General features: G+C 70.7%; 14 protein-coding genes and 1 riboswitch. Of the genes, 6 read left to right on the forward strand and 8 right to left on the reverse strand.

What is annotated here, in order from left to right; genetic code table 11:
* The first annotated feature begins 27 nt into the window (after positions 1-27).
* The 3 genes from OG599_RS23160 to OG599_RS23170 all read left to right on the forward strand — a co-directional run bounded on the left by OG599_RS23160 (position 28) and on the right by OG599_RS23170 (position 2,761).
* Positions 28-1,020: a tetratricopeptide repeat protein gene (locus tag OG599_RS23160; RefSeq protein WP_327177895.1), complete on the forward strand. Its 993-nt coding sequence runs from the start codon at positions 28-30 to the stop codon at positions 1,018-1,020.
* Between the two features lie 123 nt (positions 1,021-1,143).
* Positions 1,144-1,782, forward strand: coding sequence for a peptide deformylase (gene def, locus OG599_RS23165; RefSeq protein WP_327177896.1), 639 nt, complete (start codon positions 1,144-1,146; stop codon positions 1,780-1,782).
* A gap of 241 nt (positions 1,783-2,023) precedes the next feature.
* Positions 2,024-2,761 carry a D-Ala-D-Ala carboxypeptidase family metallohydrolase gene (locus OG599_RS23170; RefSeq protein ID WP_327177897.1) on the forward strand — a complete coding sequence of 246 codons (738 nt, stop codon included), beginning with the start codon at positions 2,024-2,026 and terminating at the stop codon, positions 2,759-2,761.
* 92 nt (positions 2,762-2,853) lie between these two features.
* Here OG599_RS23170 and OG599_RS23175 read toward each other — a convergent pair whose 3' ends face one another.
* Positions 2,854-3,828, reverse strand: coding sequence for a GlxA family transcriptional regulator (locus OG599_RS23175; RefSeq protein ID WP_327177898.1), 975 nt, complete (start codon positions 3,826-3,828; stop codon positions 2,854-2,856).
* Between the two features lie 92 nt (positions 3,829-3,920).
* On the opposite strand from OG599_RS23175, the gene OG599_RS23180 reads away from it, so the two are divergent.
* Together OG599_RS23180 and OG599_RS23185 are read left to right on the forward strand one after the other, a co-directional pair.
* Positions 3,921-4,130 (forward strand): hypothetical protein, encoded by a 210-nt coding sequence (locus OG599_RS23180; protein ID WP_327177899.1) that lies wholly within the window; start codon positions 3,921-3,923, stop codon positions 4,128-4,130.
* 124 nt (positions 4,131-4,254) lie between these two features.
* Positions 4,255-4,932, forward strand: coding sequence for a maltokinase N-terminal cap-like domain-containing protein (locus OG599_RS23185; protein WP_327177900.1), 678 nt, complete (start codon positions 4,255-4,257; stop codon positions 4,930-4,932).
* Between the two features lie 64 nt (positions 4,933-4,996).
* Here OG599_RS23185 and OG599_RS23190 read toward each other — a convergent pair whose 3' ends face one another.
* The 7 genes from OG599_RS23190 to OG599_RS23220 form a co-directional block, all read right to left on the reverse strand.
* A complete protein-coding gene (locus tag OG599_RS23190) occupies positions 4,997-6,022 on the reverse strand; it encodes a ribonucleotide-diphosphate reductase subunit beta (protein ID WP_327177901.1) in 1,026 nt (341 codons plus the stop codon).
* The gene (locus OG599_RS23195) at positions 6,022-8,433 is read right to left on the reverse strand and encodes a ribonucleoside-diphosphate reductase subunit alpha (RefSeq protein WP_327177902.1); all 2,412 of its coding nucleotides are present in this window, start codon (positions 8,431-8,433) and stop codon (positions 6,022-6,024) included. The genes OG599_RS23190 and OG599_RS23195 overlap by 1 nt, the downstream gene beginning before the upstream one ends.
* Positions 8,434-8,576: 143 nt before the next feature.
* Positions 8,577-8,733, reverse strand: a riboswitch (cobalamin riboswitch).
* A 223-nt stretch (positions 8,734-8,956) separates the two neighbouring features.
* Complete coding sequence (locus tag OG599_RS23200; RefSeq protein ID WP_327177903.1) at positions 8,957-9,469, reverse strand: GNAT family N-acetyltransferase; 513 nt, start codon at positions 9,467-9,469, stop codon at positions 8,957-8,959.
* A 56-nt stretch (positions 9,470-9,525) separates the two neighbouring features.
* On the reverse strand, positions 9,526-10,164 hold the full coding sequence (locus OG599_RS23205) for a hypothetical protein (RefSeq protein ID WP_327177904.1): 639 nt from the start codon (positions 10,162-10,164) through the stop codon (positions 9,526-9,528).
* Positions 10,165-10,293: 129 nt separating this feature from the next.
* On the reverse strand, positions 10,294-11,928 hold the full coding sequence (mctP, locus tag OG599_RS23210; RefSeq protein ID WP_327177905.1) for a monocarboxylate uptake permease MctP: 1,635 nt from the start codon (positions 11,926-11,928) through the stop codon (positions 10,294-10,296).
* Entirely contained in the window at positions 11,925-12,182 is a 258-nt protein-coding gene (locus tag OG599_RS23215) for a DUF3311 domain-containing protein (protein ID WP_327177906.1), read from the reverse strand. The genes mctP and OG599_RS23215 overlap by 4 nt, the downstream gene beginning before the upstream one ends.
* A 255-nt stretch (positions 12,183-12,437) precedes the next feature.
* Positions 12,438-13,202: a GntR family transcriptional regulator gene (locus tag OG599_RS23220; RefSeq protein WP_327177907.1), complete on the reverse strand. Its 765-nt coding sequence runs from the start codon at positions 13,200-13,202 to the stop codon at positions 12,438-12,440.
* Between the two features lie 346 nt (positions 13,203-13,548).
* Here OG599_RS23220 and OG599_RS23225 point away from each other — a divergent pair, with 346 nt between their 5' ends.
* Positions 13,549-14,850: a sugar ABC transporter substrate-binding protein gene (locus tag OG599_RS23225; protein WP_327177908.1), complete on the forward strand. Its 1,302-nt coding sequence runs from the start codon at positions 13,549-13,551 to the stop codon at positions 14,848-14,850.
* The last annotated feature ends 38 nt before the right edge of the window (positions 14,851-14,888 follow it).

A 14,888-nucleotide genomic window follows, 5' to 3' on the forward strand; every position in this document is an offset into this window, starting at 1 on the left:
GGTGTCCAGTCGGGACAGGCGGGAATCGTGAGGATCTTCGGGAAGGCACGGCATCGGCCGTCCGCCTCGTGGCGGCAGGCCACGGACCGCGCGTTCACGCTGATCGGCGACGGCCGGTACGAGGACGCGGGAGCGCTGCTGACACGTGCGGCGGACCTGGAACCCTGGCTCTCCGAGTCCTGGTTCAACCTGGCGCTGCTGCACAAGTTCCGGCACGACTGGGAGCAGGCGCGGTCGGCGGGGCTGCGGGCCGTCGCGCTGCTGGACCGCGAGTCCGGCGCGCCGGACTGGTGGAACGTCGGCATCGCCGCGACCGCGCTCCAGGACTGGCCGCTGGCCCGCCGTGCCTGGCAGGCGTACGGGCTGAAGGTGCCCGGCACCGGGGCGCAGGGCGCCGCCGCCACCACCGAGCCGACCGGCATGGAGCTGGGCAGCGCCGCGGTGCGGCTGTCGCCGGAGGGCGAGGCCGAGGTGGTCTGGGGGCGCCGGCTCGACCCGGCCCGGATCGAGGTGCTGTCGATCCCGCTGCCGTCCTCCGGGCGCCGCTGGGGCGAGGTCGTGCTGCACGACGGGGTGCCCAACGGGGAGCGGGTGACCGCGGCGGGCCCGTCGTACCCGGTCTTCGACGAGATCGAGCTCTGGGCGCCCTCACCGGTGCCGACCTGGGTGGTACTGCTGGAGGCGGCCACCGAGGAAGACCGGGACGCGCTGGAGAAGCTCGCGTCGGACGCCGGGTTCGCCGCGGAGGACTGGTCCTCGTCGGTGCGGCTGCTCTGCCGCTCCTGTTCGGAGAGCCGGATGGAGAGCGACGAGGGTGACGGCGAGCACCTCGACCCGCACGACCACAGCGAGCCCGGCCACCCCGGCCCGCTGGGCCACCGCACGGCGGGCGGCCTCTGGGTCCCCGAACGCGAGTGCGGGCTCGCGGCCCCGGCCGGTCTGGTGCGGGGGCTGCTGGACGGCTGGGTCGCCGACAGCCCGGACAGCCGCGAGTGGCGGGATCTCGAAGAGGTCTGCTGACCGCGCTCCCGGTCCCGGTCGCCCCGTAGGCTGTACCGGCACCGATGTGCACGGTGCGGATCTGCCCGGACTCGGGTTTCGGGTTTTCGGGGTACACGGTTTGCAGGAAGGCGTACGGCGGACATGTCGCAGCAGGAGACGGACGAGCGGATCGGCGTGGACGACGAGGGTTTCGTCGTGGACACGGAGGACTGCGAGGAGCGTGAGGCGGCGTACCGCGAGCGCGGGACCTCCCGTCCGATCACGGTCGTGGGCAACCCGGTCCTGCACAAGGAGTGCCAGGACGTCACGGAGTTCGGCGACGAGCTGGCGCGGCTGATCGACGACATGTTCGCCAGCCAGCGGACCGCCGAGGGCGTGGGCCTGGCCGCGAACCAGATCGGCGTGGACCAGAAGGTCTTCGTCTACGACTGCCCGGACGACGACGGGGTGCGGCACGTGGGTGTCGTCGTCAACCCGGTCCTGGAGGAGCTGCCTCCGGAGGCCCGGGTGCTGGACGACTCCAACGAGGGCTGCCTGTCGGTCCCGACCGCGTACGCCGAGCTGGCCCGTCCGGACTACGCCGTGGTGAGCGGCCGGGACGCGCAGGGCAACCCGATCAAGGTGCGGGGCACCGGCTACTTCGCGCGCTGCCTCCAGCACGAGACGGACCACCTCTACGGCTACCTCTACATCGACCGGCTGTCGAAGCGGGACCGCAAGGACGCGCTGAAGCAGATGGCCGAGGGCACCCCGCGCTACGAGATCGTCGCCAACGACTGATTCCGTACCGCGCGTCGGCGGTAAGGGGGTCCGGTCGCCGGAGAACACTTCGGCGGCCGGACCCCCTTCGTGTGTGCGCGGCCTCAACCAGGCTCTTCCCGGGGGGAGTTGACGCGCGTCGACCGCTGCGTCAGGCTCGCTCCCACACCGCACCGCGAGGCGCACCGCACCGCGAGGTACACCGCACCGCGAGGCGCGTCGCACCGCGAGTCACATTCCACCGCGAGAGGGAGCACCCCACATGCTCAGGCGCACCGCGCGTGTCCTGCTCGGATTTGTCATGACCATCTCACTCGCGTGGGGCGGGGCCGTACTCACGGCCGGTACCGCCCACGCGGACGGCTGTTACACCTTCACCCGCACCCTGTCCTCCGGCGCCACCGGCAACGACGTCACCCAGCTCCAGATCCGGGTCGCCGGATACCCGGGCTACAACTCGGTGCTCGCCATCGACGGCTCGTACGGCCCCGCCACCACCGCCGCCGTCAAGCGCTTCCAGGCCGCGTACGGCCTCACCGCCGACGGCATCGCAGGACCGGCCACCCAGGCCAAGATCTACGCGCTCCAGGACGACGACTGCACCCCGATCCACTTCACGTACCCGGAGCTGAACACCTGCAACAGCACCTGGGCGGGCGGGGCGGTCGCGGCCGGGACGGCGAAGGCCAACGCCCTCTCCAGCATGTGGAAGCTGGAGGCGCTGCGGCACGCCCTGGGCGACCAGCCGATCCGCGTCACCAGCGGCTTCCGCTCCACCTCCTGCAACGCGGCGGTGGGCGGCGCCTCGGGCAGCCGCCATCTCTACGGTGACGCGGTCGACCTCGGGGTCGGGGCGCACTCGCTGTGCACCATGGCGCTCCAGGCCCGCAACCACGGCTTCAACGGAATCCTCGGCCCGGGCTACCCGGACCACGGTGACCACGTACACGTCAACCAGGGCCCGAGCCACTTCTGGTCGGCCTCCAACTGCGGCATCTGACCGACGCCCGCACGCACGCCTCGCACACCCGCACACCCGCACGCACGCGCACGGACCCGCCGTACCGCTGCGGGTCCGTGCGCCCGTCGGTCTCACGCCATCTCCGGCACCTCGGACGGGCCCCGGAAGGTGCGCCGGTACGCGTTCGGGGTCGTACCCAGCGAACGGACGAACTGGTGGCGCAGGGCCGCCGCGTTGCCGAAGCCGGCCTGCCCCGCGACGGCCTCCATCGTCTCGTCCGAGGTCTCCAGCAGGTGCTGGGCGAGCAGCACCCGCTGCCGCAGCAGCCAGCGGTAGGGGGTGGTGCCCGTCTCCTGCTGGAAGCGGCGCGCGTAGGTGCGGGGCGACATGTGGGCGAGGGCCGCGAGCTGGTCGACGGTCATCTCCTGGTCGAGGTGGTTCTCCATCCACGCCAGGGTGTCCCCGACGGTGTCGCAACGGGTGCGCGGCAGCGGGCGCTTCACGTACTGCGCCTGGCCGCCGTCCCGGTGCGGGGGGACCACCATCCGGCGGGCGATGGCGTTGGCGACGTCCTGGCCGAACTCCTGGCGCACCAGGTGCAGGCAGGCGTCGATACCGGCCGCCGTCCCGGCCGAGGTGATCACCTGGCCCTCGTCGACGTAGAGCACGTCCGGCTCCACCCGGGCGCGCGGGAAGCGCCGGGCGAGTTCGTCGGAGTGCCGCCAGTGCGTGGTGCAGCGGCGGCCGTCCAGCAGCCCCGCCGCCCCGAGGACGAACGCTCCGGAGCAGACGCTCAGCACCCGTGCGCCACGGTCCACCGCCCGGCGCAGCGCGTCCAGGACCTCGTCCGGGTACTCCCGGGCGATGAAGTGGCTGCCGGCCGGTACGGCGACGAGGTCGGCCTCCTCCAGCCGTTCGAGGCCGTGCGGGGTGGTGAGGGTGAAACCGGCGTGGGTGCGCAGCGCCGGGCCCTCCGCCGACACCACCGCGAAATCGTGCACCGGCAGGCCCTCGTCGCTGCGGTCGAGGCCGAACACCTCGCACAGGACGCCGAGTTCGAAGGGGTGCACCTCGTCCAGCAGCAGGGCGGCGACGTTTTTCAGCATGAGGGCAGTGTGCCAGGAGTGTGGCAGTAATTCGATGGTTGGTGACAGTCCTGCCACTGCCGGGACGGGTTCCCGGCGGTCAGAGTGGAGCCATGAACACACTCCTGAACGTCCTCGGTGTCACCGTCCTCGCCGCCCTCGTCCTGCTCCCCGCCCTCCTCGGACTCGCCCGGGAGCGCCGCATCTCCCGCGAGCTGCGCGCGGCGGAAGAAGCCCGCCGCACCGACCCGCCGGCGCCGGTGGCCGCCCCTCCCCGGCGCACCGCGCCGACCGGGCACCTCCGGTCCTGGGCGCGGGTCTGACGGCGGGCCGCGCCGCCCGCGCGAACGGGGCGGTACGCGCGATCATGGAGAGCCCCGGCAGGGCGGACGGACCCGCGCGACCGGGACTCCCCATGACCGGTCCAGCCACGGACGAAGAGAGAACATGGCTTTCATCCACCACACGACCATGAACCCGGGCAAGCTCGAACTGCTCGCCGGCTGGCTGCCGTCCCAGCCCTGGTACGCGGGCGGCGGCTCGCCCGAACTGGCGAAGGCAGGCGGCTTCCGGCTCGACGACCCGGAGGGCGAGGTGGGCATCGAGTTCATGGTGGTCACCGACGTCTCGGCGGGCCGCCCGGTCCCGTACCACGTGCCCCTCACCTATCGGGGCGCCCCGCTCGACGGCGCCGAGGCCGCCCTCATCGGCACCAGCGAACACGGGGTGCTGGGCACGCGCTGGGTCTACGACGGGGCCCGTGACACCGTGCTGACCGACCGGCTCCTCGCCCTGCTGCACGGCCGCGCCGAACCGCAGGCGCAGAGCGAGACGGACACCCCCGACCCGACCGTGCACAGCCGGTTCATGGGGGACGACATTCCCGAGGATGCGGTCGTCGAAGCCGTGCGGAGCGGGATGTACGGCACCGACGTCCTGCTGGCGGATCCTGCGGGGCCCGGAAGCTGGACCCTGCGGGTGGTCCGGGCACTGAGAGGCGACGCCGAGGAGGCCAAGGGCGACGCGGGACCGCTGCACGGCGAGGTCACCGCGCTCTGGGCACCGCCGGGAGCGGAACCGGCCCGTGCCCGTATCGCCGAGGTGCGCTCCTCGGCGGAGAGCTGACACACGGCGGCGGGCACCCCCTTCCGGGAGTGCCCGCCGCCGTTCCGCCCGACCGATCGGGTTCCTAGAAGTCGTCGTCGAAGCCGACCGTGCCCTCCACCGCGACCTGGTACGCGGACGGGCGCCGCTCGAAGAAGTTCGTCAGCTCCTGCACGCCCTGGAGCTCCATGAACGAGAACGGGTTCTCGGAGCCGTACAGCGCCGGGAAGCCCAGCCGGGTGAGCCGCTGGTCGGCGACGCACTCCAGGTACTGGCGCATCGACTCGGTGTTCATGCCCGGCAGGCCCTCGCCGCACAGGTCACGGCCGAACTGGAGCTCCGCCTCCACGGCCTCCTTCAGCATGTCGGTGACCTGCTGCCGGAGTTCGTCGTCGAAGAGCTCCGGCTCCTCCTTGCGGACGGTGTCCACGACCTCGAAGGCGAAGTTCATGTGCATCGTCTCGTCCCGGAACACCCAGTTGGTGCCCGTGGCGAGGCCGTGCAGCAGACCGCGCGAGCGGAACCAGTAGACGTACGCGAACGCGCCGTAGAAGAACAGCCCCTCGATGCAGGCCGCGAAGCAGATCAGGTTCAGCAGGAACCGGCGCCGGTCGGCCTTGGTCTCCAGCCGCTCGATCTTCTCGACCGAGTCCATCCAGCGGAAGCAGAACTGCGCCTTCTCGCGGATCGACGGGATCTCCTCCACCGCGTCGAACGCGGCGGCACGGTCGTCCGGATCGGGCAGGTAGGTGTCGAGCAGCGTCAGATAGAACTGGACGTGCACGGCCTCCTCGAACAGCTGCCGCGACAGGTACAGCCGCGCCTCGGGGGAGTTGATGTGCTTGTACAGCGTCAGCACGAGGTTGTTCGAGACGATCGAGTCGCCCGTGGCGAAGAACGCCACCAGCCGGCCGATCATGTGCTGCTCGCCCGGCGACAGCTTGGCGAGGTCGGCCACGTCGGAGTGGAGGTCGACCTCCTCCACGGTCCAGGTGTTCTTGATCGCGTCCCGGTAGCGCTCGTAGAAGTCCGGGTACCGCATGGGGCGCAGGGTCAGTTCGAAGCCCGGGTCGAGCAGGTTCTTCGCGGCGGTGGGGTCTGTGGTGCTCATTACTGGCAGGCCTCGCAGGACTCGGGGTTTTCGAGGGAGCAGGCGAGGGCCTCCGCGTCGGAGTACGCCTGCTGCACGGGGACGGTGGCGGGGGCGGGGGCGGCGGCCTTCGCGGTGCCGGAGGCGGCACGGGCGATCCGGGTCGCCGGGCGCGAACGCAGGTAGTACGTCGTCTTCAGTCCCTGCTTCCAGGCGTACGCGTACATCGAGGAGAGCTTCCCGATGGTCGGCGTCTCCAGGAACAGGTTCAGCGACTGGCTCTGGTCGAGGTACGGCGTACGGGCCGCCGCCATGTCGATCAGGCCGCGCTGCGGGATCTCCCACGCGGTCCGGTACAGCGCGCGCACGTCCGCCGGGATCCAGCCGAAGCCCTGCACCGAGCCGCTCGCGTCGCGCAGCGCCTCACGGGTCCGCGCGTCCCACACGCCGAGCCGCTTCAGCTCGTCCACCAGGTACGCGTTGACCTGGAGGAACTCACCGCTGAGCGTCTCGCGCTTGAAGAGGTTGGAGACCTGCGGCTCGATGCACTCGTACACCCCGGCGATCGAGGCGATGGTCGCGGTCGGCGCGATGGCGAGCAGCAGCGAGTTGCGCATCCCGGTCTTCGCGATCCGGGCGCGCAGCGCCTCCCACCGCTCCGGCCAGGCGGGAGCCGTGTCGTAGTGGTCCGGGTGCAGCACCCCGCGCGCGGCCCGGGTCTCGCTCCACGCGGGCAGCGGGCCGGACTTCTCGGCGAGGTCGCAGGAGGCCTCGTACGCGGCGAGCATGATCCGCTCCGAGATACGGGTGGAGAGCTCGCGGGCCTCCGCGGAGTCGAACGGCAGCCGCAGCTGGAAGAAGACGTCCTGCAGACCCATCGCGCCCAGACCCACCGGCCGCCAGCGGGCGTTGGACCGGCCGGACTGCTCGGTCGGGTAGAAGTTGATGTCGACGACGCGGTCCAGGAAGGTCACGGCGGTCCGCACGGTGGCGTCCAGCCGCTCCCAGTCGATCGCCCCGTCCGCCACGAAGGCGCCCAGGTTGACCGAGCCGAGGTTGCAGACGGCGGTCTCGCCGTCCTCGGTGACCTCCAGGATCTCCGTGCAGAGGTTCGAGGAGTGCACGACCCGGCCCGGCTCGGCGGTCTGGTTCGCGGTGCGGTTGGAGGCGTCCTTGAACGTCATCCAGCCCTGGCCGGTCTGCGCCAGGGTGCGCATCATCCGGCCGTACAGCTCGCGGGCCGGGATCGTCCGGCGGGCCAGGCCCTTCGCCTCGGCGGCCCGGTAGGCGGTGTCGAACGCGTCGCCCCACAGGTCGACCAGCTCGGGCACGTCGGCGGGCGAGAAGAGCGACCAGGCGGAGTCGGCGTCGACCCGGCGCATGAACTCGTCGGGGATCCAGTGCGCCAGGTTGAGGTTGTGCGTACGCCGCTGGTCCTCACCGGTGTTGTCGCGCAGCTCCAGGAACTCCTCGATGTCCGCGTGCCAGGTCTCCAGGTAGACCGCGGCGGCACCCTTGCGCCGGCCGCCCTGGTTGACGGCCGCGACGGAGGCGTCCAGCGTCTTCATGAACGGCACGATGCCGTTGGAGAGCCCGTTGGTGCCCCGGATCAGCGAACCGCGCGAACGGATGCGCGAGAACGACAGACCGATGCCGCCCGCGTGCTTCGAGAGCCGCGCCACCTCGTGGTAGCGGCCGTAGATCGAGTCCAGCTCGTCCAGCGGGGAGTCCAGCAGGTAGCAGGAGGACATCTGCGGGTGGCGGGTGCCCGAGTTGAAGAGCGTGGGGGAGGAGGGCAGGTAGTCCAGCCGGCTCATCAGCCCGTAGAGCGCCGCGACCTCGTCCACCGCGCGTGCCGAGTCGTCCTCGGCGAGCCCGGCCGCGACCCGCAGCATGAAGTGCTGCGGAACCTCCACCACCTGACGGGTCAGCGGGTGGCGCAGCAGGTAGCGGCTGTAGAGGGTGCGCAGCCCGAAGTAGCCGAACCGGTCGTCGGCGCCGTCCGCGAACGCCTCGTCGACCAGCGCGTCCAGCCGCTCGGCGTGCAGCGCCACGAACGCGGCCGTACGGTCCGCGATCAGGCCCTCCCGGTGGCCGACGGCGACCGACGCGGAGAACGACACCGCGCCCTCACCGGCCGCCTCGGCGGCGATGGTGCGGGTGAGCAGCCGGGCGGCGAGCCGCGAGTAGGCCGGGTCCTCCGCGATCAGGCCGGCGGCCGACTCGGTGGCCAGGGTCAGCAGCTCCGCCTCGTCGGCGTGCGCGCTGCGGCCCCGCAGCGCGGCGGCGGCGACCCTCCCCGGGTCGGTGTCCGGCAGGTCCGCGGTGAGGGCGGTCAGGGTGCGCAGCAGCGCGGTCCCGGGGCCGTCGACGGGCTCGGTCGCTGCGGTGGCTGCGGGCACGGACGCCGGATCGGCGGGCGCGATGGTCACGGTGGTGCTCTCCCTCGCTCGGCTCTGGACCGGCGGGGGGAGGTGAGGGCCGCGGGGGCGCGCCACCTGGAGACGGGCAGCACCGCACACGGCGTCCACCGGCCCATCCGCGAGGCCCGGACGTACGGGCGTCCGGTTCGGGTGAGCCGGACGCGCTGTCGGCAGGTGGCCGGACTCGAAGGGCGCGAAACGCGCGGTTCATACCGTTGCGGGACAGTTCCGGATTCGCACCGGATTCCCCTGCGACGACAGCGAGACGAGCATACATGTGGTGGCCGGACCGCGAGAACGCCCCACATGTTGTGGCGGTGCGGGGCGGTGCTCCGGTACGCGGGAGGGTGCGGGGTGGTACGGGGAACTCGGGGAAACACCCTCCTGGAGCACTGGCCCGCCCCCCGAGAAGGAGGACCCTCACGACCGGCCCGATGCCCGGGCACCTCGGCCCGGTCACGCACCCGGCCGAGTTCGCCGGGCTCCTGCGGCACGCGTTCCGGGCCTGACGCGAGGCTTCGGCCGGTGTCTCTCAGCCGCCGCTGCCCAGGTCCAGCCGGTAGGTGAGCAGCGTCAGGTCCGGCACCGGCCGCCAGTCGCGTTCCGGGGTGCGGGCGAAGCCGAGCCGGTGGTAGATCCGGTGCGCCCCGGCCATGGCGGGCTGCGTCGACAGGGCGAGCCCGGTGACCCCGTCGGTGGCGCGGGCCCGCGCCACGCACGCCCGTACGAGCGCTTCCCCGGCTCCCCGGCCGCGCCCCGCCCTGCCCACCGCGAGCATCCGGAACTCCGCCTCGTCCGCCGCCGCGACGTCGCACATGGGGCTGCCGGGCGGGGCGTAGGTGACTCCGCCGAGCACGGTGCCGGTGTCGTCCGCGGCCAGCAGTATGTCCGCCACGGCGGCCCGGCCTGCCACGTCCCGCAACCTGGCGAGATAAGGATCGTCCTCGCCTCCGCCCAACAGCCCGTCACCGAGGTACGCCTGGGCCGTGATCTCACCGAGGAGCGCGTACTCCTCCGGCTCGGCCTCTCTGATCGTCAGGTCCATGAACGTCATTCTGCGCCGCCGCGCGGGCGGGCGGACAGGGCGGTCCAGGAAAAGGATCAACCGCTCGCGCCCACCTCGTTGTCCGGGGCCCCGTCGCCCTCCGGCGGGAGGTCGCCGCGCTGGATCGGCTGCGAGCCGGGAGCCTGGCCGAGGGGCGGGAGGACCTTGTCGAGCTCGGCGTCGTCCGCCGGATGGGCCGCTTCGGCCGCCTTGCGGAGGGTGGCGCGGTCCACGGCGGGGAGTTCGGCGCTGACCGTCACGGAGACGTCTCCCTCGGTGCGGGCGTAGGAGTGGCCGAGGGCGGTCGCGCTGTACCAGCCCTCGCCCTCGCGTTCGCAGACGGTGTAGCCGGCCGAGCCGTCGGCCACCGGCTTCTTGTTGCAGTCGGCGGGGGAGTAGTCGGCGCGCTCCACGCCGAGTTGGATCACGTGCCCGTTCTTGTCGGTGTAGGAGCTGCCGAAACCGTCGTCGCCGAGCACGCCCACCGACTGCGTCGCCAGGGTGTATCCGGCCACCTCGGTGACGTACACGTGGTCGGCCCGGGTCTGGAGTGCCGTCGCACGCGCCTCAAGTTCGGCGTGGTCCGGTACGTCGGCGGACGCGCCGCCCGCGCCGGCGTGCTCGGTGCCGCAGCCGACGAGGGTGAGGACCAGCAGGGCGGGCCACAGGCCGCGCAGCCGGGTGTGAGATGTCATGAGCACATCCTTCCGTACGGGTCCGGCGGTCCGGTCGCGGGGCGGGTACGCCACCGGGCCGCCGCCCCTCCCACCGGGGGAGGACGCGACGGCCCGGCGGACGGTTCGCCCGTGGGTACGGCAGGCGGGTCAGTGGCCGCCCGGCGCCCCCACGACGGCCGGCGGCAGCTCCGCCTGCACGCCCTTGTCGCCGACGTCCGCGGTGTAGTCCTCCGGCGAGGTCTCGTCGATGCCCGCCGGGGCCTTGAGCGCGTTGAGGGCGAAGGTCACCACGACCACCACCACGACGTTCAGCACGAAGGCCGTGAGACCGATGTAACCGATCTCGCCGATGCCCGGGATCTCCTTCGACGAGCCGCCGAAGTGCTTCTGGGTCGGGGAGGCCACGCCGTACGCGGCCAGGGTGCCGTACAGCATGCCGACCGCCCAGCCCGCGATGAGCGCCCAGCGGTGGAACCACCGGGTGAAGAGCCCGCCCACCAGCGCCGGCATCGTCTGGAGGATCCAGATCCCGCCCAGCAGCTGGAAGTTGATGGCCACCGTCTTGTCCATGGTGAGCACGAAGACCAGCGCGCCGACCTTCACCAGGAGCGAGACCAGCTTGGAGACCTTCGTCTCCTGCTCGGGCGTCGCGTCCGGCTTCAGGAACTCCTTGTAGATGTTCCGGGTGAAGAGGTTCGCGGCGGCGATGGACATGATGGCCGCGGGGACCAGCGCGCCGATCCCGATGGCGGCGAAGGCCACCCCGGCGAACCAGTCCGGGAACATGTTCTCGAAGAGCTGCGGGATGGCCAGCTGGCCGTTGGCCACCTTGACCCCGGCCGCGATGGCCATGAAGCCGAGCAGGGCCAGCAGCCCGAGCATCAGCGAATACAGCGGCAGGATGGTGGTGTTGCGGCGGATCACCTCACGGCTGCGGCTGGAGAGCGTCGCCGTGATCGAGTGCGGGTACATGAAGAGCGCCAGCGCCGAGCCCAACGCCAGTGTGGCGTAACCCCATTGGCCGGAGACTCCGGGCACGACCCCGGCGACCGGTTTGCCCGCCGCCTCGTTGGCCGCGGAGAACTTCGCGCTCGCCCCGGCGAAGATGTCGTCGAAGCCGCCCAGCTTGATCGGGATGTAGATGATCGCCACCGCGATGACCAGGTAGATCAGCCCGTCCTTGACGAACGCGATCAGCGCGGGCGCGCGCAGGCCCGAGGAGTAGGTGTACGCGGCGAGCACCGCGAACGCGATCAGCAGCGGGAGGTCCTTCACGAACCAGTTGGTGTCCTCGCCGCCGCCGACCCCCATGACGTCCAGTACGGCCTGGATGCCGACGAGCTGCAGGGCGATGTACGGCATCGTGGCGAGGATGCCGGTGAGCGCGACCGCCAGCGACAGGCCCTTGGAGCCGAAGCGGCCCCGGACGAAGTCGGAGGTGGTGACGTACCCGTGCTTGTGCGACACGGACCAGAGCCGCGGCAGGAAGGTGAAGATCAGCGGGTACACCAGGATCGTGTACGGAACGGCGAAGAAGCCCGAGGCCCCCGCGCCGTAGATCGCGGCCGGGACGGCGACGAAGGTGTACGCGGTGTACAGGTCTCCGCCCAGCAGGAACCAGGTCACCCAGGTCCCGAACGACCGGCCGCCCAGGCCCCATTCGTCCAGACTCAGCTCGTTGTCGGCGCGGCGCCAGCGGGCGGCCATGAAGCCGACGACGGTGACCGCCAGGAAGAAGAAGATGAAGACGCCGAGTGCGACGCCGTTCACGCCGTCCTTCATGCGGAGACACCCCCCTTGCGGGAGCGCTGGTCACGCTTCCACAGCGTGTACGCGAGCATGGTCAGCCCGGTCGAGACGATCACCCAGAGCATCTGGTACCAGTAGAAGAACGGGATACCGATGAAGGTCGGGTCGACCTTGGCGTACGAACCGACCCAGAGCAGCGCCACGAACGGAGCGGCGAGGCATATCGCGATCACCACCCGCGCCGGTGTCACCGTCGGGGGCGGGGTGGGCTCTGGCACTTCTGGCATGGACTGACTCCGTTCCTCGCGGGTCGCCGGTGGGTCCGGCCGGTGCCCCGGCCGGGCGCACCGGCCGTATGACTTCCCGGCGACGGGACTGTTTCCGTCAACGGCACGGAGGAAGAACGGTTTTGGTTCATGCTTGGCTGAAAATGATCGCCATGAGTCTCTCTCGGCGGCGCGCACGGGCCGTTGGGGCGCGACGGGCGGTACGAGAAATGCGTGCAGTATGAAGCGATGCGGGCGGGCCGTGGCCGGATCGGCTCAGTCGAGCGGCCGCCTGAGCCGGGCCACGAACTTGTACCGGTCGCCCCGGTAGACCGAGCGCACCCACTCCACCGGCTCGCCCCGCCCGTCGACGGAGTGCCGGGAGAGCATCAGCATGGGCAGGCCCACGTCCGTGCCGAGCAGCCCGGCCTCGCGCGGGGTGGCGAGCGAGGTCTCGATCGTCTCCTCGGCCTCCGCGAGCCGGACGTCGTACACCTCCGCCAGCGCGGTGTAGAGCGAGGTGTACTTCACCAGTGAACGGCGCAGCGCGGGAAAGCGTTTGGCCGAAAGATGGGTGGTCTCGATCGCCATCGGCTCCCCGCTGGCGAGCCGCAGCCGCTCGATGCGCAGCACCCGCCCGCCGGTCGCGATGTCCAGCAGCCCGGCCAGCGCCTGGTCCGCGGTCACGTAGCCGATGTCCAGCAGCTGGGAGGTGGGTTCGAGGCCCTGGGCCCGCATGTCCTCGGTGTACGAGGTCAGTTGGAGCGTCTGGGAGACCTTCGGCTTGGCGACGAAGGTGCCCTTGCCCTGGATGCGTTCGAGCCGGCCCTCGACGACCAGCTCTTGGAGCGCCTGGCGCACCGTGGTGCGGGAGGTGTCGAACTCGGCCGCAAGGGTGCGCTCCGGGGGTACCGGGGTGCCGGGCGGCATGGTGTCCGTCATGTCGAGGAGATGGCGCTTGAGCCGGTAGTACTTCGGTACGCGCGCGGTGCGTACCCCCGCCCCCGTGCCGCCTGCGGGGCTGCCCTCACCGGCGCTCATGGTCCCTCTCTCCGATTGCTGTGCTGCCGTCACCGGCTCCTCCGTACTTCGCGGCTCACATGGTGGCACGGCCCGGCCGAGGGGGCGTCGACCTCCCCATCGGGCCGTGTCGTCGGCCCGCCGTCCCACAGGCGATCCAGGTGTGGGCGCTTTCGATCAAAAGCCCCTAGGTGTCGGTCCTATAACGGACGCGAGTGCACTTCTTATACACCCTTGACACCCCTAAAGGTCTAGGCCAAGCTCCCGTTGCTGGTCTAAACCATTTAAGACCAGGTCCAGCCCCAGCAGTACTCGTCGAATGTCTTCGCGGTGGGCGGGGTTGCAGCATCCCTGAGGAGGGTTTGACGTGAAGCGCAAGCTCATCGCGGCCATTGGTGTCGCGGGCATGATGATCTCGATCGCGGCATGTGGCTCGGACGACGACAAGGCGTCGTCGCAGGACCCCAAGGACCGCAAGGAAACCCTCACTGTCTGGCTGATGTCGGACGCCCAGAGCACCTGGCCCGAGCTCGTCGCGGACGTCAACAAGCAGTTTGCGGCCAAGTACCCGAACGTCAAGGTCAATGTCCAGTACCAGACCTGGGCGGACAAGACCAAGAAGCTCGACGCCTCGCTGGCCGGTGACAAGTTCCCGGACGTGGTCGAGCTCGGCAACACCGAGACCATGACGTACATCCTCAACGGGGCGCTCGGCGAGATCGACCCGAAGAAGTACGAGAACTCGGACACCTGGATCAAGGGCCTGAAGGACACCTGCGCCTTCGAGGGCAAGCAGTACTGCGTGCCCTACTACGCCGGCGCCCGCGTCGCGATCTACAACAAGGACATGTTCAAGGCCGGCACCGGCTCGGACGTCCTGCCCACCACCCAGGACGAGCTGACCGCCGCGCTCGACAAGGTCGGCGCGAAGTACGGCAAGGACAAGGCGTTCTCGCCGCTCTACCTGCCGGGCCGCTACTGGTACGCCGCGATGTCCTACGTCGCCGCCGAGGGCGGTCAGATCGCCAAGTACGACGAGGGCAGCAAGGAGTGGAAGGCCACCCTCTCCACCCCGGAGGCCCAGAAGGGCATCCAGGACTTCGTCGACCTGGTCAACAAGTACAACCACGGCGACAAGACCAAGGACGAGGCGGACCACGCCAACGTCATGGCCAACGAGAAGACCGCTCTCCTCTACGGCAACGGCTGGGAGGCGGGCAGCGTCACCGACTCCGCCGCCAACGGCAACCCGAAGCTGAAGGACAAGATCGGCACCGCGGGCATGCCCGGCCCGAACGGCAAGGCCCTCCCGTCCTTCATCGGCGGCTCCGACCTCGCCACCATCTCCAAGTCCAAGATCCAGGACCTCGGCGAGGAGTGGATCTCGCTCTTCACCAGCGGGAAGTCCGAAGAGGTTCTGGCCTCGAAGAACATCCTTCCCAACAACACCAAGCAGCTGGAGCCCCTGAAGGCCAAGCCCGAGACCGCGGCCATCGCCAACGCCGTGCCGGACGCCTGGTTCACCCCGATCGCCCCCGGCTGGACCGCGATCGAGAAGAAGGAAACGCTCGAGATCATGCTGCTCGACATCATCAAGGGCAAGTCGGTCGCCGACGCCACCAAGGCGGCCGACGAGGAGATCAACTCCTTGATCAACAAGGAGTCCTGAGCCCCGGCTCATGAAGCGGCGCCGGTGAGCCTTCCTCA

Source organism: Streptomyces sp. NBC_01335, assembly GCF_035953295.1.
Taxonomy (GTDB): Bacteria; Actinomycetota; Actinomycetes; order Streptomycetales; family Streptomycetaceae; genus Streptomyces.

Coding starts and splice junctions, on each gene's coding strand:
- OG599_RS23205 (WP_327177904.1), bottom strand. CDS start 10,164: ATGACATCTCACACCCGGCTGCGCGGCCTGTGGCCCGCCCTGCTGGTC.
- OG599_RS23175 (WP_327177898.1), bottom strand. CDS start 3,828: ATGCTGAAAAACGTCGCCGCCCTGCTGCTGGACGAGGTGCACCCCTTC.
- OG599_RS23200 (WP_327177903.1), bottom strand. CDS start 9,469: ATGGACCTGACGATCAGAGAGGCCGAGCCGGAGGAGTACGCGCTCCTC.
- OG599_RS23180 (WP_327177899.1), top strand. CDS start 3,921: ATGAACACACTCCTGAACGTCCTCGGTGTCACCGTCCTCGCCGCCCTC.
- def (WP_327177896.1), top strand. CDS start 1,144: ATGTCGCAGCAGGAGACGGACGAGCGGATCGGCGTGGACGACGAGGGT.
- mctP (WP_327177905.1), bottom strand. CDS start 11,928: ATGAAGGACGGCGTGAACGGCGTCGCACTCGGCGTCTTCATCTTCTTC.
- OG599_RS23190 (WP_327177901.1), bottom strand. CDS start 6,022: ATGAGCACCACAGACCCCACCGCCGCGAAGAACCTGCTCGACCCGGGC.
- OG599_RS23220 (WP_327177907.1), bottom strand. CDS start 13,202: ATGAGCGCCGGTGAGGGCAGCCCCGCAGGCGGCACGGGGGCGGGGGTA.
- OG599_RS23185 (WP_327177900.1), top strand. CDS start 4,255: ATGGCTTTCATCCACCACACGACCATGAACCCGGGCAAGCTCGAACTG.
- OG599_RS23215 (WP_327177906.1), bottom strand. CDS start 12,182: ATGCCAGAAGTGCCAGAGCCCACCCCGCCCCCGACGGTGACACCGGCG.
- OG599_RS23170 (WP_327177897.1), top strand. CDS start 2,024: ATGCTCAGGCGCACCGCGCGTGTCCTGCTCGGATTTGTCATGACCATC.